This is a genomic window from Paenibacillus sp. RU5M (assembly GCF_900221055.1).
GTDB classification, from domain to species: Bacteria; Bacillota; Bacilli; order Paenibacillales; family Paenibacillaceae; genus Paenibacillus; species Paenibacillus marchantiae.
Genome location: NZ_OBQM01000003.1, coordinates 379,772 through 399,209, shown reverse-complemented (window position 1 = coordinate 399,209; position 19,438 = coordinate 379,772). Strand labels below are relative to the sequence as shown.

Annotated in this window: 18 protein-coding genes; 9 read left to right on the top strand and 9 right to left on the bottom strand. The window is 47.3% G+C overall.

What is annotated here, in order from left to right; translation table 11 throughout:
* Positions 1-167: 167 nt before the first annotated feature.
* Positions 168-1,973, top strand: a complete 1,806-nt coding sequence (locus tag CRO25_RS12380; RefSeq protein WP_079695177.1) for a 5'-nucleotidase C-terminal domain-containing protein — start codon at positions 168-170, stop codon at positions 1,971-1,973.
* 584 nt (positions 1,974-2,557) lie between these two features.
* Here the strand turns inward: CRO25_RS12380 and CRO25_RS12375 are convergent.
* Complete coding sequence (locus CRO25_RS12375; protein WP_063564563.1) at positions 2,558-4,327, bottom strand: proline--tRNA ligase; 1,770 nt, start codon at positions 4,325-4,327, stop codon at positions 2,558-2,560.
* A gap of 531 nt (positions 4,328-4,858) precedes the next feature.
* On the opposite strand from CRO25_RS12375, the gene CRO25_RS12370 reads away from it, so the two are divergent.
* A complete protein-coding gene (locus tag CRO25_RS12370) occupies positions 4,859-5,530 on the top strand; it encodes a 3'-5' exonuclease (RefSeq protein ID WP_063564564.1) in 672 nt (223 codons plus the stop codon).
* A gap of 54 nt (positions 5,531-5,584) precedes the next feature.
* On the opposite strand, the gene CRO25_RS12365 is transcribed toward CRO25_RS12370, so the two are convergent.
* From CRO25_RS12365 to CRO25_RS33340, 3 genes are all read right to left on the bottom strand, one after another.
* Positions 5,585-6,550: a YafY family protein gene (locus CRO25_RS12365; RefSeq protein WP_079695176.1), complete on the bottom strand. Its 966-nt coding sequence runs from the start codon at positions 6,548-6,550 to the stop codon at positions 5,585-5,587.
* A 162-nt stretch (positions 6,551-6,712) separates the two neighbouring features.
* Positions 6,713-7,417, bottom strand: a complete 705-nt coding sequence (locus CRO25_RS12360) for a hypothetical protein (RefSeq protein WP_139295681.1) — start codon at positions 7,415-7,417, stop codon at positions 6,713-6,715.
* Positions 7,418-7,624: 207 nt separating this feature from the next.
* Positions 7,625-7,792, bottom strand: coding sequence for a hypothetical protein (locus tag CRO25_RS33340; RefSeq protein ID WP_170867871.1), 168 nt, complete (start codon positions 7,790-7,792; stop codon positions 7,625-7,627).
* A gap of 340 nt (positions 7,793-8,132) precedes the next feature.
* Here CRO25_RS33340 and CRO25_RS12355 point away from each other — a divergent pair, with 340 nt between their 5' ends.
* The 6 genes from CRO25_RS12355 to queF all read left to right on the top strand — a co-directional run bounded on the left by CRO25_RS12355 (position 8,133) and on the right by queF (position 12,209).
* Positions 8,133-8,588 (top strand): hypothetical protein, encoded by a 456-nt coding sequence (locus tag CRO25_RS12355; protein WP_024632428.1) that lies wholly within the window; start codon positions 8,133-8,135, stop codon positions 8,586-8,588.
* A gap of 18 nt (positions 8,589-8,606) precedes the next feature.
* Positions 8,607-9,311: an AIM24 family protein gene (locus tag CRO25_RS12350; RefSeq protein ID WP_063564567.1), complete on the top strand. Its 705-nt coding sequence runs from the start codon at positions 8,607-8,609 to the stop codon at positions 9,309-9,311.
* A gap of 360 nt (positions 9,312-9,671) precedes the next feature.
* Positions 9,672-10,358 (top strand): 7-cyano-7-deazaguanine synthase QueC, encoded by a 687-nt coding sequence (gene queC / locus CRO25_RS12345; RefSeq protein ID WP_079695391.1) that lies wholly within the window; start codon positions 9,672-9,674, stop codon positions 10,356-10,358.
* Entirely contained in the window at positions 10,358-10,849 is a 492-nt protein-coding gene (queD, locus tag CRO25_RS12340) for a 6-carboxytetrahydropterin synthase QueD (protein WP_079695175.1), read from the top strand. The genes queC and queD overlap by 1 nt, the downstream gene beginning before the upstream one ends.
* Entirely contained in the window at positions 10,842-11,594 is a 753-nt protein-coding gene (gene queE, locus CRO25_RS12335; RefSeq protein ID WP_079695174.1) for a 7-carboxy-7-deazaguanine synthase QueE, read from the top strand. The genes queD and queE overlap by 8 nt, the downstream gene beginning before the upstream one ends.
* Before the next feature lie 123 nt (positions 11,595-11,717).
* On the top strand, positions 11,718-12,209 hold the full coding sequence (gene queF / locus CRO25_RS12330; RefSeq protein ID WP_063564570.1) for a preQ(1) synthase: 492 nt from the start codon (positions 11,718-11,720) through the stop codon (positions 12,207-12,209).
* Between the two features lie 98 nt (positions 12,210-12,307).
* Here the strand turns inward: queF and CRO25_RS12325 are convergent, their stop codons facing one another.
* Complete coding sequence (locus tag CRO25_RS12325) at positions 12,308-12,568, bottom strand: hypothetical protein (RefSeq protein ID WP_079695173.1); 261 nt, start codon at positions 12,566-12,568, stop codon at positions 12,308-12,310.
* 211 nt (positions 12,569-12,779) lie between these two features.
* On the opposite strand from CRO25_RS12325, the gene CRO25_RS12320 reads away from it, so the two are divergent.
* Positions 12,780-14,054, top strand: a complete 1,275-nt coding sequence (locus CRO25_RS12320) for an MFS transporter (protein WP_079695172.1) — start codon at positions 12,780-12,782, stop codon at positions 14,052-14,054.
* 323 nt (positions 14,055-14,377) lie between these two features.
* On the opposite strand, the gene CRO25_RS12310 is transcribed toward CRO25_RS12320, so the two are convergent.
* The 4 genes from CRO25_RS12310 to CRO25_RS12295 all read right to left on the bottom strand — a co-directional run bounded on the left by CRO25_RS12310 (position 14,378) and on the right by CRO25_RS12295 (position 19,434).
* On the bottom strand, positions 14,378-15,223 hold the full coding sequence (locus CRO25_RS12310) for an EcsC family protein (RefSeq protein ID WP_079695171.1): 846 nt from the start codon (positions 15,221-15,223) through the stop codon (positions 14,378-14,380).
* A gap of 201 nt (positions 15,224-15,424) precedes the next feature.
* Positions 15,425-16,405 (bottom strand): family 43 glycosylhydrolase, encoded by a 981-nt coding sequence (locus CRO25_RS12305; RefSeq protein ID WP_079695170.1) that lies wholly within the window; start codon positions 16,403-16,405, stop codon positions 15,425-15,427.
* A gap of 708 nt (positions 16,406-17,113) precedes the next feature.
* Positions 17,114-18,535 (bottom strand): arabinan endo-1,5-alpha-L-arabinosidase, encoded by a 1,422-nt coding sequence (locus CRO25_RS12300; protein ID WP_079695390.1) that lies wholly within the window; start codon positions 18,533-18,535, stop codon positions 17,114-17,116.
* 56 nt (positions 18,536-18,591) lie between these two features.
* Positions 18,592-19,434 carry a carbohydrate ABC transporter permease gene (locus tag CRO25_RS12295; RefSeq protein WP_063564576.1) on the bottom strand — a complete coding sequence of 281 codons (843 nt, stop codon included), beginning with the start codon at positions 19,432-19,434 and terminating at the stop codon, positions 18,592-18,594.
* Positions 19,435-19,438 lie beyond the last annotated feature (4 nt).

Below are 19,438 nucleotides of genomic sequence, written 5' to 3'. Positions count from 1 at the left end.
ACAAGTGAAGTTCTCTCTTAATCTTCCACTATGAAAATCAGATGTCACTTTCAGGTTACCTATTTTTACGTGAATCACGAGATTTCCTAATAGTAGTCTGGTAAAATACAACATGAGTTGTGCAAACGCTCAGGTAGATTATTATTTTGGGGAGGTTACTGATTCATATGAAAATCTGGAAGACTTATGTTTCACTTGTGCTAACGCTCTGTCTGCTGTTTGGCAGTGTGGGCATTGCCGCTGCTGCAACGGATACCACTCCGGGCACAGGTAAGCACATTACTATTCTACATACGAATGACACACACGCACGCGCAGTTGAGTCCTCACCTGCGATGGGTTTCGCCAAAGTTGCTGGAATTGCGGACAAATACCGTAGCGAAAACCCAAATACCCTTCTGCTGGATGCCGGAGATGCAGTGCATGGTACAACCTTTGCTACACTCGTTAACGGTGAGAGCATTGTCAAAGTAATGAATGAAATCGGTTATCAAGCGATTGTACCGGGTAACCACGAATTCAACTACGGTTCCGAGCGCCTCATCGAACTTGCGGATATGATGAACTTCCCCATGCTCAGTGCCAATGTGAAAAAGAAAGACGGAACTCGTCTCTTCGATCCTTACCTCATTAAAGAAGTAGACGGCGTGAAGATCGGTATCATTGCGCTGACTACACCGGAAACGATGTATAAAACGAATCCGAAAAATGTGGAAGGTCTTGATATTACAGACCCAACTGCAGAAGCCAAAGTTCTCGTGAACGAAATTCGCAGCAAAGTAGATGTTGTTGTTGTATTGGGACACCTTGGACAAGACGCGTCCAGCACCGATACTAGCTTCAAAGTTGTAAAAGAAGTTCCTGGCATTGATGTATTCATCGACGGTCATAGCCATACGGTTCTGCAAGATGGACTTGTATCGGATAACGGAACACTGATCGCCAGCGCTGGAGAGTATACAAACTTTGTAGGCGTGATCGACCTGTGGGTTGACGGCGACAAAGTAACGAAAAAACAAGCAACACTGATTGATGAAACGGAAGCAAAAGACATCAAACCGAATGAGAAAGTTGCCGCATTGGTGAACTCCATTCTGAAAGAACAAGAACCCATTTTGAAAGAAGAAGTAGCCAATACAGCGATTCTGCTGGACGGCAAACGTGAACAAGTACGCGCAGGTGAAACGAACCTGGGTGATCTGCTGGCAGATGCCATCCGTGACATCAGCAAAGCCGATATCGCACTCACAAACGGTGGCGGTATTCGTTCTTCCATTGAAAAAGGTATCGTAACTAAAGGGGATATCATTACTGTACTTCCTTTTGGTAATCAGGTTGTAACGCTTGAAGTAAAAGGCTCCGATGTACTCGCAGCCCTTGAAAACGGTGTAGGATCTTATCCAGAACCAAGTGGCGGATTCCCACAAGTATCCGGCATGACATTCAGCATTGATTCTTCCGCTGCAAAAGGCAGCCGTGTACACTCCGTCATGATCGGAGATAAAGCCCTTGATCCAAAAGCAACGTACACAATGGCTACGAATGATTTCACTGCTGTTGGTGGTGACGAGTACACGATGTTTGCGAAATACACAACGTCCGGCATGTACGGTGCTATGGATGAAGCGTTGATAGAATACATGCAAAAACTGGGCGCTGTAGAAATCAAAACAGACGGTCGAATCAAGGAAGCAAAGGCTCCTGCGGTTGAACCGGAAGCTCCAGTAACGGAAACACCAGCTCCAGCTCCAACTACACCGAAACCAGAGACACCAAAACCAGAAACACCGTCGAAACCGACGCCAAGTAAACCAGCTCCAGCCAAAGTGCATGTTGTAAAATCCGGAGATTCCCTGTATTCCATCTCCAAACAATACGGTACCACTTGGCAAGCTCTGCAAAAGCTGAATAAGATCAAAAATCCACACTGGATTTATCCAGGCCAACAATTGAAACTGCCTGCAGCCTCTTAAGTTCTGAGAAGAGCAGATAGTTGTACCAATTAAAATTCAAAGAAAGGGTGTCCCTCAAGCCATAACTGGCTGATGGACACCCTTTTTTATTTTACAAATTACATCACTCAGTAGTTAACCTACCGAGTTGCACACTCCATGTTTACATGAATATAGCTTTGCTGCAAAAATAAATCCCCAAAGCCACTTTAAGAAATCACTTCATCCCATGCCCTCTACCATGGACTATAGAAGATATCTCCAAAATTGCCACTCTCATGCGGTTATTTCACATTCAAACGATATATTTCTCGTTCCATGATTTGCGTATTTGCACCTGCATAGATTCCTGACATGGTTCGCCAGAAGCTCTTATGGACAAACCGACTGTATACAGAATACAATTTTTCAAATTCTAGTAATTTGGTATGACAATACGCAAATAGTGTTGCATCCTTATATGACTATAGCCCTCTTTTTAACGCTTTAATCCGTTACATAACCACAAACATCTCTTACCGCATAATATCTGGACCTATTATACATCGCTCTATTATATAGAGACACGTAGCATGGTTTTCATAAGGATTTTTTTTAATTCTGGACTATAGTTGTTCCTTCACCTGACTTACAGCCTCTTGTGCCGTCATACTGATTCGTTTGGATTCGCCTTGTGCTGCAAGCACATGCGATCCAAATTCTACCTGTCCCTCTGCCGCACCTCGGCCAATAACAATCTGGACAGGCAATCCGATCAATTCCGAATCCTTGAACTTCACCCCTGGCCGTTCATCCCGATCATCGATCAGTACACTGTATCCGGCATCTACTAGTTGTTGTTCCAGTTCAAGCGTGAGCTCGCGTTGCTGTTCATCTTTCCAGCTCATTGCGATCAGATGTACATGATAAGGCGCAATGGCTGCTGGCCAACGGATGCCATCCTCTCCGGCATATTGTTCAGCAATAGCTGCCATCAGACGAGACACACCGATACCGTAACAACCCATTACAGGTGCGCACTGCCGTCCATTACGATCCAGGAAGGATGCTCCCATAGCGTCGCTGTACTTGGTTCCCAGTTTGAAGATATGCCCGACTTCTATTCCTTTTGTGAATACAAGCGATTCTCCACAGGTTGGGCAGCCGTCACCTTCAGCAGCGAAACGGATTCGATCTACTCTGTCCAAAGCAAAATCTTTACCCGGAACTACATTCGAATAGTGTACATCAATTTCATTCGCTCCTGTAATGGCATATTCCATTGCAGCTACATCCGCATCTACTACAATCGGCAGATCCAGTCCAATAGGACCCAGGAAACCTACAGTTAAATTCGGATGACTTGCAAGGGCAGTTTCATCAGCTAGAATTAGCTCTTCTGCACCCAATACCTGCTTCAGCGCGATATCATTCACTTCATGATCCCCACGAACAAGCGCAGCGACCAGTTGACCATCAGCCTGATAAAGCAATGTTTTGATCATATGCTGGGCATCCTTGCCCACAAAGACGCTTAACTCATTGATCGTACGTACACCTGGCGTTTGGATACGAACCAACGTGTCACCCTCGGTATTCCCATCAGCTTTTTCAACCGTTTTCAGGTCAGCAGAAGCTTCTGCTTTTTCTGGATTCTTAGCAGAAGATTTAGAAGTCTGATATCCCGCCTTCTCCAGATTTGCGGCATATCCACAATGTTTGCAGGTTACGATCGTATCTTCTCCCACATCAGCAAGTGCCATGAATTCGTGGGTCTCCCCCTGACCACCAATGGTGCCCGCATCAGCTTCCACTCTAATATATTCCAGTCCACAACGCTCTAAAATGCGCGAATATGCCGTATTCATAGACTGATAGGTGCGATCCAGCTCTTCCCAATCGGAAGCAAAAGAGTACGCATCCTTCATGATGAACTCCCGTCCCCGCAGTAATCCAAATCTTGGACGACGTTCATCTCTGAATTTGGTTCCAATCTGATAAAGTGTAAACGGCAGCTTCCGATAAGAATTAACCTCGTCACGAGCCAGTGCAGTCACAACCTCTTCATGGGTTGGACCCAAGGCGAATTCTCGTGCATGGCGGTCCTTCAGACGCATTAGCTCAGGGCCATACTGTGTATATCTTCCGGATTCTTCCCATAACTCAGCAGGCTGCATGATTGGCAGCAATACTTCCTGACATCCTGCACGGTCCATTTCTTCCCGAACGATACGCTCGACATTCAGCAAGATACGACGTCCCAAGGGCAGGTAACTGTATATCCCTGCTGCGAGTTGGCGAATCATACCTGAGCGCAATAACCAGCGATGCCCTGCTGCATCTGCCTCTGCTGGTGCTTCACGTAATGTTGGAACAAGCATTTCACTTTGACGCATCTTGTCACACCCCTTATTCTTCTAATCGATATTGTAAATCTGGTTATAAACAGCAAAAAAACACATCCGTCAAGGGACGAATGTGTCGTGGTACCACCCTTTATTTAACTGCACTTTGCCGGCTGACCTGACTTCAAATCATCAGGTCATTTGCCATAAACCGGTTCTACGTTTGCAACCGATGCAAAACGTGAACGCGCAGTCCTTCAGGGCATAACGGGCCCATCCGGCGAAGGTTACAGGCCGTTCGGGCCTTCTCCTCCGCAGCTCGCGAGGTAGGAATAACGAAACAGCAACAGAAACCTTGCACTAAGCGGTTTCCTCTCTGTAGAAGCTGGCTAACGTAATTGTGTCCTCGTTAATCGCTGTTATCATTTTTGATCACCATAGTGTATTTACAAGAAGTTGTCAACCACACTGTTGCCAGCTTTACGTTAAAATGAATTGCTGGGCGATGGCTGACATGGCTGGGCGTTCCCTGTAATATAGAGAAATAGAAACCATGTATTAATTGATAAAGGAGTTTGTCCTATGCCATATATTATTTACGATCTTGAATTCACGGTAAGTCGCAATACACGTTACTCTTCTGAAATTATAGATATCGGTGCCGTCAAAGTAACGGAAGGTGAGAACGGCCTGTTCGTGTCGGATACGTTCCACACTTATGTTCGTCCATCCAATAAATCGGTGCTATCCGCCGATACAATTCAGTTTACGGGTATTACGCAGAAAGACATCGACGCAGCCCCTCTTTTTCCGGAAGCACTGAATCAATTTATTGCATGGATGGGAAGTGAATCCTATTACATGTGCTCCTGGGGACCGGATGACCGCACCAAACTGATCTCTCATTGTCGCACTCATCAGCTCGATGTAGCCTGGATCACCAACCACAATGATCTTCAGCAGCAATGGTCGCGAACTGTGCGTAAGGAAGGAAAATTCCGTCAGCTTGGACTCGCTCAGGCTCTGGAACTGTGTGGTATTGAATTCGATGGCACTCAGCACCGCGCTTTGGATGATGCGATTAATACAGCCAAAGTATTCATGCATCAATTTGATCAATTCAAACTGGAAACCAATTGCGCCGCAGATGATGAGGGCATCACATCCAAAGTGGTCTATTCCAGCAGTGTAGAAGATGACGAGAAAGATTCCCCTTTTGGTAACCTTGCACACCTGTTCAAGACCAAAGAGTAATTGCATACAACGCATGTTGAACAAAGGCAGACCAGCCATGATCTGCACTGACGTTCAGTTGTAAATCTCTCTCCAACGTTCCAGACGTTCCTTCATCAAAAGACGGTAGCTCTCAGGCTCCAGAATTTCGGCATCGGGTCCATATTGAGACAACCAGGTTAGAAACCCTTGTTCATCACTCAGTATGGCCTCAAACAACAACGTGCCTTCCGGTTCGATCGTCAAGATGGGGCGTGCAAAAAACTGCTCCTGCATGACATGCTCCACAGCGTGCGGCGAGAATCTGATCTTGAATGCAGTCCACTCCGTACTGCCGCTAAGTTCCTGTGGCGTGCGGAAGTGAGATTGTAAAAGGTAATCATCTTTGCGGAACGTGCGTGGCAAAATCCGAACCCTGTGCAAACGATTCACTTGAAATATTCTCAGTCTTTCTGACAGGTGACAATATGCCAACAGATCAAATCGGTATTCACGAGGAATAAGACAGTAGGGATCCATTCGCGCAATCCCCTTTTTACCTTGAAACAGATATTCTCCTTCAATAGTGTTCTGGGAAATTCCGGCCTGAAGCAAGGTCACCAGGGAATGATTCAGAAGTTCGGTACTTTCATTTTGCCAAGCAGATGTACCCACTTTGAACAACCCGCTGATTTGCTCAGACCATTCCACTCGCTCTGTTTTGTTTTTCTGACTCGAAGCAACCACTTTCTCATACGCGCTCTCAAAAGCAGGCTTCAGCAACGGACGAATATTCTCCATGACTTCTGCCAGGTGCATAAAGGCTTGAGCTTCTTCATCAGACCAATTCAGCGGATACATGGCAAAATGGCTGATAAACATGTATCCTCTCCCGTGTCCCATATTGGCGATGGGGATATGCATTGCACTGAGGGCCTCCATGTCGCGGTATATCGTCCTTTCCGTTGTTTCGCACCGCTCGGCAAGCTCACGGGCCAGAATACCCGGTTTGGCCTGCACAAGAGTTATAATGCGCATTAATCGGATCAGTCGGTCTGTCATTTTGCCGGACCCTCCACGATGTTGTTTCAATAAATTCGATACAACTCCATCCATTTTTTTATTATTATGTTGTTTAGTACATTCGACTTATTCCTTGACTTCACCTTCAAAAAATTATGTAGAAACATTCCTTTCCGCCCCATCTTCCCTAGTTCTTTATCCCTATTCACCTAACATCGTTTTTCCGCGATTATGAACCATGGAATTAAAAGTAATCCCGTAATGGTGCCGAAGTTTCTCCAATATTTCGGCTTCCTCATAATAATCTAGATCCTGTTTGCGAGCCGCTTCAATTAACAAAGCATCTGCATGACGACGCAGCATATCACTGCCCTCTTGTGTACGGCCTCTTTCATAAGCACGCAAAGCTTGTTTAATCAGAGGAACTGTTTCGTTTAATTTGATTGTCTTCTCTACCTTGGGATCTTCCGGCTGACGCAGCATGCCCAGATGACTTGTATACTGAATATACAACTGTTCTCTGCGCAGCAGCACTCTCTGGCTTTGTTTCAACTTTCGCGTACTCCAATAAGCTGAACATACGGCACTTTTCCCCGATACACGCGGTCCCATGGCGAATTCGAGTAAGATTTGTTTACTCTCTCCCTTGTATACATCACCAAGTCTTAAAACCCAACCGATATCCGTTTCTTTGGAACGACAGCCGTAGATGCCCTTGAGCTGAATTCCAAATTCCGGTTTGAGCAAAAGTTCCAAGTCTCGTGACACAATTTTGGGTGCTATTTTCCTGAGTCTTTTGGCAGGGGCTCCGTTACGCCACTCCACCATCATATATACGGGGTCGGCTCCCCCTGTCGGTATGGCCTCTCTATTCCACGAATAAGATACTTCAAAGACTGAGTTCACTGGTAGTCTCTCCCCCGATTTATATGTATTATCTTCTAAGTTATCAGGGTAAATGGACACTATATTGTCACGGAACATATGTTCGCAGGAAATTTTTCCATAATATTAGTTTCTCATCCCTAAATCCGCGTAATTACGACAATAAACGACGAAAAAGCTTGGCAGTATGCCAAGCTTTTAGACCACTTTTATATGACAAGTCCTATCTTAAATCGTAGATGGATCAATTCCCATTTTGTGTAAACTTTGTACAGAATCAGGTTCTGTGATTGGAGCATAAGTAATACTGTCGATAATCAATTCACGCCCGATCGGCTCACCATTTACAGTGATCATAATCGTTTTGGTTGTTGCAGCTTGTTTAGTTGTGTACATACGTTTCTACCCCTTCGTATTCACGATCTTCATAAAAATCGGATATATTGTTTTCACTCATTAAATTACAAATTTCGTTAATATGAATAGCAGGCACCCAGAGCTGAAGTAAAAGAATGATGTCAAGGCCGTCCGTAGTGCTGCCCTGTCCTTCTATTACCCCGACGTTCTTAAAATTAAACACTTGTCCACATGTATTGATTTATTCTCATATAGGGTAATTAAAACTATATCATCTTGAACCCATTGTCCCGGTTTTGACGTATAATGTAAGAGCCGTATTTCAACAAATGACGACGAAATCGGCAAACGATTATGTAACCGAAAGAAGGTGCCATTCATGCCAAAACCCATTCAGGGTTATTTCATTCGGGTGTTATTCACCACATGTGTATTGTTTACTGTTTCTTTGACTTCTACAGTCAGTGCAGCAAATGCCAATATATTCTCCGATATCTATAGTGGATGGGAACGAGTCTCCGAGCTACCTGGAGAAGTGAACGCCTTGCAGGAAAGCTATAAACAGACGCTGGAGCAGTTGAATCAGACCTCTGCCCAATTGGGACAAGCCCAGGCAAATGTCGAAGCATTCAAGGCCCAGAACGAGTTGTTGCTGGCACAAAACGAAAAACTGACCGACATGGTGAGCAAGCTGCAAAATGATCAGGATGCCAAAACGGCAACTGCCAAACGCATTCAAACGATGATTATCACAGCCGTTTCACTCATATTGGGATACTTTATTCTGATTCGGGTGATGCGCTGGGGAATGCGTCGCCGTTCTGGCCGAGTATAAAAGAACAGGAGCAACCGAATGCACATACACCTGAATAATGCCGAAGCTGGCGGAGCCGGACAAGTGGTCACGTTCTCGTTGATCCAGGACGACCGCCTGCATATTCTCCATCCCCAGCAAATTGTCGCTTTTCGCGGCCCAAGCAGCAGTCGCAATGATAAATTCATGAACATTTCGGGTATCTATCGCAAAAAAAAGCTCATCAAATCCGAAATTACCGGTCCTTGTCAATTTGTGGCCGCCCTGCCTCCCGGATTCACCATGAAGGAAGTTGAACTGAGTGAGAACAGCGATCTGCTGTATGACTTCCGTCACCTTTTCTTCTACTCCGACGGCGTCACGATGCATACCAAAATTCAGAAAATCAAAAACATGCTCATCACTCGGGATGCCGTGAAAATGAAGTTTTCGGGCAAAGGCAAAATTGGTTTGCTGACACAAGGTCAGGTCTGCCAACAGGAACTGCACCCTACCGCCCCACTATACGTGGATGCAGGCAGTATTATCGCCTATCCTGAGAACGCGCAGCTGGAACTTACCGTATACGGGAACAACCTTGCCAGCCAGCATATGAACTATCATTGGAAGATGACAGGACATGGCTCTGTACTCTTTCAGGCTGGTCGTGAAAATCATAGGCTGGAACAGGATATGAACGATGAAGGCTTATTTAAGCGGATTCTGAAGGAAGTCATTCCTTTTGGAAATGTATTAATCAAATAAGTCCAGATGACGTTAGGCTCGGTTATAAATGGGTTCTCATGGAAAGCATGCTCACCGTATTGGAAATGTGATATACTGTACCGGACAATTGAAGAAGAAAATCCATGCCTATGGCATGGGAGAGGTTCGCGAACTCCCTCTATAAGACTCGACCTTCATTAAGGTCAATAAGTCTTGCGTACTTTTTAGGTAACAACGTACGTAAAAAACTAAGGACACTAGATCGTCCTGCTTTTTTGAAGCAGCCTACGAGAAGGTGTGTTTTTTGATGGATGCCAGTTCATGAACTTCTCTGTTCTTCCGACACTCTGTGCCTATGTGCATGGATTGATCTTAAGAAGATGGAGAGGTTTTTTTATGTTGAACGAAGAAAAAGCAGTCGTTGTATTTAGCGGCGGTCAGGACAGTACAACTTGTTTGTTCTGGGCCAAACAGCAATTTGCCGAGGTTGAAGTGGTTACCTTCGATTACGGCCAGCGTCATAAGCTGGAGATTGAATGCGCCGTAGAGATCGCTCGCGATCAGGGTGTACAGCAAACGGTACTGGACATGAGTTTGTTAAACCAACTCGCGCCTAATGCACTCACCCGTACGGATATGGAGATTACGCATGAAGAAGGCGAACTGCCAAGTACGTTTGTCGATGGACGGAATCTGCTGTTCCTCAGTTTTGCAGCCATTATGGCGAAGCAAAAAGGGGCTCGTCACCTTGTCACAGGTGTATGCGAAACGGATTTCAGCGGATACCCGGATTGTCGAGATTCGTTTGTAAAGTCGATGAATGTTACGCTGAATTTATCGATGGACTACCCATTTGTCATTCACACCCCACTGATGTGGCTGGACAAAGCCCAGACGTGGAAAATGGCGGATGAGCTCGGTGCCTTCGATTATGTGCGGGAGCGCACACTGACCTGTTATAACGGAATTATCGGCGATGGCTGTGGAGAATGTCCTGCCTGCAAACTGCGCAAAGCTGGACTGGATCGCTATCTGGAGCAACGCACGAATTCTGCTACTGTTGGAACTGCGGGAGCGGATGTTTGATGAGAGAGCCTGGAACATTCCGTATTGTGGAGCGGTTGCAGCGGATTGGGGAAGATATCCTTCCTGCCCAGCTTCGCTATCATCGCAAACGTGTGCTTGTCAGCAAGGAGTTTACATTTGACGCTGCGCATCATCTGCATTGTTATGAAGGCAAGTGCAAGAATTTGCACGGGCATACGTATAAAGTTGTTTTTGGCATTAGCGGTTATCCGGGTGAGACCGGGTTGACGGTTGATTTTGGACATATCAAGGAGATATGGAAAACACAAATTGAAGGGTATCTGGATCATCAGTATTTGAATGAAACCCTTCCCCTCATGAACACAACTGCTGAAAATATGGTCGTCTGGTTGTTCGAGCAGATGGAACACGCCTTGCAGACCGAACCGTATTCAGCACTGACCGAGGGTGGTCGAACAGAGTTTGTCCGCTTATATGAGACACCGACCAGTTACGCTGAGGCCAGACGGGAGTGGATGATCGATGAGTAGCGTGGAACGTAGCAAAGAGGCTCGTATTCCTGTGATGGAGATCTTTGGCCCGACGGTTCAAGGTGAAGGCATGGTTATCGGGCAGAAAACGATGTTCGTCCGCACCGCGGGCTGCGATTATCGCTGTTCCTGGTGTGACTCGGCCTTTACTTGGGACGGCAGTGGCAAGGACCTGATTCGGATGATTACTCCGGAGGACGTGTGGGAGGAATTGCGCCGCGTTGGCGGCTCACGCTTCTCCCATGTGACCATCTCAGGCGGCAACCCCGCCCTGCTCGCTTCGCTGGGCGGATTGGTTAAGCTGCTTCGGGAGAACGGCATCCGCACCGCGGTAGAAACGCAAGGCTCCCGTTGGCAGTCTTGGCTGGAGGACATTGACGAAGTCACGGTCTCGCCCAAGCCTCCCAGCTCAGGCATGAACACCGACTGGACTGTGCTAGATGATCTGATCCACCGACTGGCTGCTCGTCCGGTGGAACGAAGCCACAGTCTGAAAATCGTAATTTTCGATGAGACAGACTTGGACTATGCCCGCCGTGTGCATGCACGTTATCCGGGCACGGATTTATTTTTGCAAACCGGGAACCCGGATGTCACTTCTGCTGATACCCCAGATCTGGCGACTTCGCTGCTTGCTCGCTATGAATGGCTGATTGATCAAGTCAGTGCATCCGATGATCTGAACAACGTTCGTGTGCTGCCACAGCTGCATACCCTTGTGTGGGGCAACAAACGCGGCGTCTGATGGGCTATATGGGTGGAATGGGCGGCATGATGTAATTTTGGGAACATACTAAGGCTAAGATGGCCTATCATATATACCGGTCAGCTTCGTGCGTCGCCGGAAATAAGGAGCGTTTACGAATCCATGAGACAACCTGATGAAATGCAAGATCTAACGTTGCTGGGTAACCAGGGCGTAAAATATACGTTTGAATATGATCCAGGTATTCTGGAAAACTTCGATAACAAACACCCGTACCGGGATTATTTTGTCAAATTCAACTGCCCGGAGTTCACCAGCCTGTGCCCGATCACGGGTCAGCCGGACTTTGCAACGATCTATATCAGCTACATCCCTGATGTGAAAATGGTGGAGAGCAAGTCACTTAAGCTGTACCTGTTCAGCTTCCGCAACCATGGTGATTTCCACGAGGATTGTGTGAACATCATCATGAACGACCTGATTAAGCTGATGGACCCACGCTTCATTGAAGTATGGGGCAAATTCACGCCGCGCGGCGGCATTTCCATCGATCCGTACACCAACTACGGTAAACCGGGCACGAAGTATGAGCAAATGGCCGAGCACCGCATGATGAACCATGATATGTATCCAGAGACGATAGATAATCGTTAATTTGGTAGATACATCAATTATGCTTTGTATAAAATCATAGAACACACAAAAGCCGAAATCTTCTATCTGAAGAAGTTCGGCTTTTGTTTTTTTGTATGCTATGGAACGTGAGCGTTTGCAACCAATCGTATGGATTGGACTAGCATCCAAGGGTTACTGTCTTCCTTCAGTTCTTTCACTTTTTTGATGTAATGTCTCAGCATAAGTACACCTATAGATTGAACAACCACAAAAAATCCGATAGCAAAGTACAGAGACGTCGATGCAACATAGATAGCCAGAAAAGTCATGACTGCCATATATAGAATGGTCATTGTCAAATTACGTTTGGCAAGAACATATGGTGATAGCGATTTCATATGGATCAGTCCTTTATCATTTCTGATTTAGTAGAACTTTAATAGTAGATTCTTTAAAGTATATCAATAGTTTACATTAAAATGAGAACGTTAATTTCCCCTGTTCCCCTTGTCGACCTTTCAAATCTGTCCTATTATGTAACAATATGCTTAGGCACATCACATCATCAGGCGCTGATCCCTCGTGACCGCGACCAAAGGAGAACTGTTCATGTCCATGCAAAATTCATTAACCAAAGACGCCGCTGCGCGTTCGAAAGCTCCACCCGGATTGGATGCTCAAGGTACCGTTTACCGGATCTTAATTGCCATCAGTCTGGTCCATTTGTTCAACGATTCAATCCAGTCTGTCATTCCAGCTATTTTTCCAATTCTGAAAGACTCCATGCATCTCACATATACGCAGATTGGGTGGATTTCGTTTGCTATTAACTTTACTGCTTCCATTATGCAGCCTGTTGTAGGCTGGTTTGCTGATAAAAAACCGACACCTTCCATTCTGCCCATCGGCATGGGCTTTACGTTCACAGGTATGCTATTGCTTGCCTTCGCCGACAGTTATATGGCTGTCCTGATCTCCGTCATCTTTGTCGGTCTCGGTTCGGCGGCGTTCCATCCAGAAGGTTCACGAGTATCCCATATGGCCGCAGGGCCTCGTCGGGGTCTGGCTCAGTCGATCTTCCAGGTGGGTGGTAACGCGGGTCAGTCTCTGGCTCCATTGCTCACCAGATGGGTTTTCATCCCGTTTGGATTGTTCGGTGCCATCGGATTCACGGGCATTGCTGCTGCGGGGATCGCAGTTCAAATCTATGTCGCTCGCTGGTATGGACGCATGCTGCAATCAGGAGGGTATTTGCGTAGACAGGCAGCAGCCCGTCGTGCACCCAATCCGGCATTACGTAAAAAGATTGCTGCTGCCATAACCATTTTGATTCTGCTCGTTTTTGTCCGTTCGTGGTATGTCGCTTCGATCGGCAGCTTCTATGCGTTTAACCTGAAGGATACATTTAACTTGTCCATAGAGGACGCACAGATCTATATCTTCCTGTTCCTGGCGGCTGGGGCTCTTGGTACGTTCTTTGGTGGTCCACTGGCGGATCGCTTCGGTAAACGTAACATGATCTTCCTGTCGATGGCCGGGGCCGCTCCACTGGCGCTTCTGCTGCCTTACGCCAATTTGTTCTGGACAGCCGTGTTGCTGAGTATTATTGGGTTCATCATGTTGTCCAGTTTCTCGGTGACCGTTGTGTATGCGCAAATGCTGATTCCAGGCAAAATCGGAACCGTCTCCGGTCTGATTACGGGTCTGGCATTTGGTATGGGCGGTCTGGGAGCACTCGTGCTGGGGAACTGGATCGACGTGTTCGGCGTATCTCCAGTTATGCAGATGTGCAGCTTCCTGCCACTGATCGGTATCTTCACCTTCCTGCTTCCATCGGATAAGTTGCTGAACCGCTGGGCTGAAGAGAACGGTAGCGAAGAATAAGGAATATAGACATTCAGCCACTTGAAAAGGGGTTTTCGCCTCAAACTGGTTTAGTCACAACTCCTCAAGTAAGCAATAAAAAAAGATAAAAGCGGCGACCTTTTCCCGAAATTCCATCGGGAAAAGGTCGCCGCTTTGTGTAGAAATAGACTTTTAACGATATGTTCTGTAAGTGGAACATTATGAGAGAATATTTCCTCCATAGTGTATACTGCTGGATGTTCAAAGCTCTCGTAAACTATGTTGTTGCGGTTTAAAAGATCATAGAAACCTTGTTTGTTTAACACGTAAATGCATCTCTTCCAGTTAAGTTTTCTGTAACATTATTTCAAACGCTGAAGAATGAGCCGTTTTTTGTACAGCATTTTTCCGGCTTCCGCAACATCACGAATCGTATTTTTGTTGCTTACCGAACCGAATACCATGCCGGCAATCGGAATAAGCTGAAACAGCTTTTTCCAACCAAACGATTCACTGTAGGAATTAAAAACCTCCCGCCAGCCCTGCATTTGAGAGATAACCTCAACCTGCTTGTCCGGATTACCGTAATCGGCGAGTTCATCCATTATTGCTTTTTTGCCCACAATATCAGCAGAGGAGAATTGCAGACATTTGACGATAAATATGCGCTCTTGGGGTTCGTCGGGATCATATCCGTAGCATAACGCCATCTCCTGCAGCACCTTCAGGGAAAGCCCCATCACCATCGGAATATCCGCCGCAATCGTTACAATGCCGCCGATACCTGTTGCGGCCCCTTGTGCAGCAGCAAACCTCGTTCGACTGTCCGTAATGTTATCAGCAGTGCGATCCAATACTTCTAGCGGTAAACCTTCCACACTGTGGATTTTCGTCGTATTCTTCGCCTCTCCATCCTGTTCATCGTAAGAGGTATCGGCCTTCATGGAATAACCGGATTTGATCGCTTCCTCTTGGAGCAGCTCCGCTACCTTCTTTTTCTGGACGAGAAATTTCCCGCCATTCTGCACATACTGACCAACTTCGTTCAGCGAGTCTCCAATCTTCTGTTTCAGCGCTTTGGGCATAACTTTATCCAACATGGCAAACGGCAAACGACCAATTTTGTCCCAAATAAACAAGTCCTTCTGCCCTTTTTCCCATTTTAAAATCTGTTCCAGCTCCCGGTCCAATGTCTCGCGTGAATCCATATATGGCCTCCTAATATTATGTGTATAGTGAATTGTATACTCCTCATACGCATTGGTCACGGGATGGTTGCTAATATGCAGACCCTCGTATCCGTCTTTATGTCTTCAAGTCTCCCTTCTCAATGTGTACATAAGTAAAAGCCCCTAATCAGCATGGCTCGCTGACTAAGGGCTTACTATATTAAAACTTTAACAGTATTATTATTTAGCTTCAGCCGCAGCCTTCCCATCTGGAACAGGGACTCCAAAGTCAGGTGTGCCATCTTCGTTCCAGCGAATAACCTGCGCGCGGGCGTGACGGTTTGGATCATAGAGAGGATCTCCCTCGATGTCCTTGTAGTTTCGTGCGTGATAGATCAGAATATCCGTTTTGCCGTCCGGTGATACCGTAAAGCTGTTGTGACCCGGACCATATTGACCATTCGCTTCACACGTTTGGAATACCGGCTTAGGCGATTTCATCCAGCTCGCTGGATCAAGCAAGTCGGCATCTTCATCCGCGGTGAGCAAACCCATACAATAATTATAGTCGGTCGCACTCGCTGAGTAGCCAATGAAGATCCGCCCATTGCGATGCAACACTGCTGCCCCTTCGTTTACCTTGAAGCCGATAATCTCCCAATCATACTCCGGTGTAGAAATCATGACCTGCTCACCACGGAGAGTCCACGGATTTTCCATTTCGGCAATGTACAGGTTAGAGTTACCCGGAATGTCCGGGGCCTTTTGCGCCCATACCAAATAACGGGTACCTTTGTGTTCAAACGTCGTTGCATCCAAGGAAAACGTCTCCCAACGCGTCCGAATCTGTCCCTTCTCTACCCACGCGCCTTCGAGCGGGTTGGCCGAGTCATTTTCCAGCACATACATGCGGTGGTCGAAAAGGCCCTCATTGGTTTCGCTGGTATGGGCTGCAGCGTAATGTATGTACCATTTTCCATCGATAAAATGAATTTCAGGTGCCCAAATGTTGGCACTCATCGGTCCTGTATCATGTTTGTGCCACGCCGTTACCGGCTCGGCATCTCTCAACTCTTCCAGGGTTTGTGCACGCCGAATCTCAATCCGGTCAAAGGCTGGCACCGAAGCTGAGAAATAATAGTACCCGTCTGTGTGACGGTACACCCACGGATCAGCTCGCTGCTCCAGGATGGGATTGGTAAATGTAATGGAATCAGTCATGGGAATGCTCCCCTTTCAAATGTGTGTGTATGGCTCGGAGAGAAGATTTGAAAAAGCTGATGGGTACAGTGCAAAGACTATTTTGGTGGTGCACCGCGAACGCTCCGGGGGTGGCAGGGCCTTGTCGCTCTCTTGTCCTCCGATTTCTTTTTCCCACCGCTCTTGGCGGTTGAAATCGGATGCCAAAGACGCTCCTTCGGCTCCTTCCTCCCTTTGCTGCTGGTGTACCTCATAAGCAACAGCTTCGCTCTAACCGCGCTCGCTGAACCAAATCCAAACTCCGAGCCATCAGTGTGGCTCTGTATCTATGGGGTCGCCCGCTTCGCTCAGGCGACTCTCCCCACTAAATGCATGGCTGGCCGTATTTTCTTGGCCAGCTCTTGGTGCACCGCGGACACTCCGGGGGTGGCAGGGCCTTGTCGCTCTCTTGTCCTCCGATTTCTTTTTCCCACCGCTCTTGGCGGTTGAAATCGGATGCCAAAGACGCTCCTTCGGCTCCTTCCTCCCCCTACGCTGCTTGTGCACCTTAAAAGCAACAGCTTCGCTCTAACCGCGCTCGCTGGAATCAAATCTAACTCCGAGCCATCGGTGTGGCTCTGTATCTATGGGGTCGCGCTTCGCTCGGGCGACTCTCCCCACTAAATGCATGGCTGGCCTTTTTTCTCGGGCCAGCTCCAATTCCAAACTTCGAGCCATATCTGCGGCTCTCTATTTCTCCACGGCGCTAATCTGCTTGCCCCAGACGGCAATGCCGCGGTCGTTCAGGCCAGTGACCACGAGCGCTGGCTGGCTTCGCTCCCAGTCCCAGGACGGGAGCAGCTTCAGCTCTTCTGTGGAAGCTCCGCCCCACGGGCTTTCTTTCCACTCCAGCGTCAGTGTTTGATTGCCGTCAAACGTCCATTTGCCTGAACCGTTTTCGCTTTTCAATTTGCCGTTGGCTTGCAAGGTGTAAGGCACTGCCTGCACCTGTCCGTCCACCGACGGGTCAACAGCCAAGCCTTCCCACTCCCCGGCGATCATCGACTTCGGAATGTCCTGTGCATACTCACCTGCATAACGTTCCGGTGACACCACAGGCCAGCCGTCCTTTGTCCACAGCATTTTACGTACATGCAGATACGGCCAGTTTTTATCCGTCTCACCTCTCGCATGATGCACGATATAATAATCGTCGCCATCCTTAAGGACGGAGTTATGTCCAGGTGCGACCCAGCCCTCACCTTCGGTGAAGCGGTATCCACCCAGAATTTTGGTTCCCACTTCATATTGAGGCAGATGCTCCGTATCCAGCATGTTCATGCCATTTACATCCGTGTAGGGGCCTGTAATGGAATCAGCGCGGGCTACACGCACGTTATAATCTTCGAATAAGGAATCATAGGAGACGAATAGATAATACTTTTTGAACTCCGGGTTATACACAATATATGGACCCTCCACCGCTCCTTCTTCCGTAGCACGATCACGGGCGGCAATGCGGGTACCATACCCCTCTTCCTTGAACTTTCCGGTTTCCGGATCGAGAGGTGCAATGTATATCCCATCGAAAAAGGAACCGTAGACCATCCATGAATTGCCTTCGGCATCCAATACCGGATTGGCATCAATGGCATTCAACTTATCCTTTTCATTCTCGGATGTTTGAACAACCAACCCTTCATCTGTCCATGGGCCTTCCGGGGACGTGGATGTCTGCAAACCAATAGCCGAACGTGTACTGCCAAAGGTTGAAGCCGAATAATACATCCGGTAGGTGTCGCCAGCCTGAATCACATCCGGTGCCCATAGATTTACCGCCCCTGTCCAATCGAGCGCTTCCTTCGGAATGCCCGGCAATGCTTGACCTACCCATGACCAGTTGATCAGATCATCCGATTTTCGTACCATGACGCCTGGTTTCGCTTCCCCTGCGACACGAACGTCTGTGGAATAAACGTAATATCCCTGATCTGTTTTGATAATGGTCGGATCATGCGCATTGTTTACCGTCCAACGGGATTCGTCGTCCAGAATGGAGGTGTTATACAATTGAGTATCTTGGGGGGCCCCAGGAAAGACCGGCGGGGACACCGCTTCCCCTGCTCCTTCTCCAGAACAGCCTGTAGCCCCAACCAACAACAGCAGCAACATCGAAGCAACAACTCCTTTTCCTGAATTCGTCCACCAGCGGAATGTTCTCCGCAGATTCATCCTTTCACTCCAGAGATTGCTACCGATTCAATAATCTGTTTCTGGAAGATCAGGAAGATGATCAATACCGGCAACAGCGCAACAATGGACGCTGCCATAATCAGCGGGTAATCCGTCTGGATCGCATACGTGGCATTGAAGTTTGCTATAACGAGCTGCAAGGTCTGTTTTTCAGGTGAATTCAGATAAATAATTGGTGCTAGATAATCGTTCCAGATGCCCATGAACCAGAGAATCAGCTGAGCTGCAATCGCCGGTTTAATGAGCGGAAACGTAATGCTCGAGTACAGTCGGAAATAGGAGCTGCCATCAATTTTCGCTGCTTCAATAATGGCATCAGGCACACTAAGCAGGTATTGACGAAGGAAGAAGATCATGACGACGTTACCAAATAATCCTGGAACAATAAGTGGCAGCAGTGTGTCCACCCAGCCCAGCTTCGAGAACATGATGAATTGCGGAATCATGACTGTCGGATACGGAATCATCATCGATGCGAGCAAAGCTAGAAACAGTTTGTTTTTATGCGGAAATCTCAATTTGGCAAAAGCAAAGGCAGCGATACTTGACGTAAACGTCCCGACAACGGTAACACTGACCGCCACGATCAAGCTGTTTTTGACCCCGCTGAGTAACGGACCTGCTTCCCAAATTTCCTTATACTTTCCGAATTGGAACACTTCAGGTATCCACACGGGCGGAAGCGCGAACACATCCTGCTTCTCCTTCACGGAAGTGGACAACATCCAGATCAGTGGTGCAATCATCGCAATAGCACCAAGCGCCAAAACGATAAAAATGATAGAGTTTGTTAATTTCCTCTTTTGACTGTAAGACATCTCC

Coding starts and splice junctions, on each gene's coding strand:
- CRO25_RS12300 (WP_079695390.1), bottom strand. CDS start 18,535: ATGTTGCTGCTGTTGTTGGTTGGGGCTACAGGCTGTTCTGGAGAAGGA.
- CRO25_RS12295 (WP_063564576.1), bottom strand. CDS start 19,434: ATGTCTTACAGTCAAAAGAGGAAATTAACAAACTCTATCATTTTTATC.
- CRO25_RS12375 (WP_063564563.1), bottom strand. CDS start 4,327: ATGCGTCAAAGTGAAATGCTTGTTCCAACATTACGTGAAGCACCAGCA.
- CRO25_RS12380 (WP_079695177.1), top strand. CDS start 168: ATGAAAATCTGGAAGACTTATGTTTCACTTGTGCTAACGCTCTGTCTG.
- CRO25_RS33340 (WP_170867871.1), bottom strand. CDS start 7,792: ATGTACACAACTAAACAAGCTGCAACAACCAAAACGATTATGATCACT.
- queF (WP_063564570.1), top strand. CDS start 11,718: ATGAGACAACCTGATGAAATGCAAGATCTAACGTTGCTGGGTAACCAG.
- queD (WP_079695175.1), top strand. CDS start 10,358: ATGAGAGAGCCTGGAACATTCCGTATTGTGGAGCGGTTGCAGCGGATT.
- CRO25_RS12350 (WP_063564567.1), top strand. CDS start 8,607: ATGCACATACACCTGAATAATGCCGAAGCTGGCGGAGCCGGACAAGTG.
- CRO25_RS12370 (WP_063564564.1), top strand. CDS start 4,859: ATGCCATATATTATTTACGATCTTGAATTCACGGTAAGTCGCAATACA.
- CRO25_RS12310 (WP_079695171.1), bottom strand. CDS start 15,223: ATGGATTCACGCGAGACATTGGACCGGGAGCTGGAACAGATTTTAAAA.
- queE (WP_079695174.1), top strand. CDS start 10,842: ATGAGTAGCGTGGAACGTAGCAAAGAGGCTCGTATTCCTGTGATGGAG.
- CRO25_RS12355 (WP_024632428.1), top strand. CDS start 8,133: ATGCCAAAACCCATTCAGGGTTATTTCATTCGGGTGTTATTCACCACA.
- CRO25_RS12365 (WP_079695176.1), bottom strand. CDS start 6,550: ATGACAGACCGACTGATCCGATTAATGCGCATTATAACTCTTGTGCAG.
- CRO25_RS12320 (WP_079695172.1), top strand. CDS start 12,780: ATGTCCATGCAAAATTCATTAACCAAAGACGCCGCTGCGCGTTCGAAA.
- CRO25_RS12325 (WP_079695173.1), bottom strand. CDS start 12,568: ATGAAATCGCTATCACCATATGTTCTTGCCAAACGTAATTTGACAATG.
- CRO25_RS12305 (WP_079695170.1), bottom strand. CDS start 16,405: ATGACTGATTCCATTACATTTACCAATCCCATCCTGGAGCAGCGAGCT.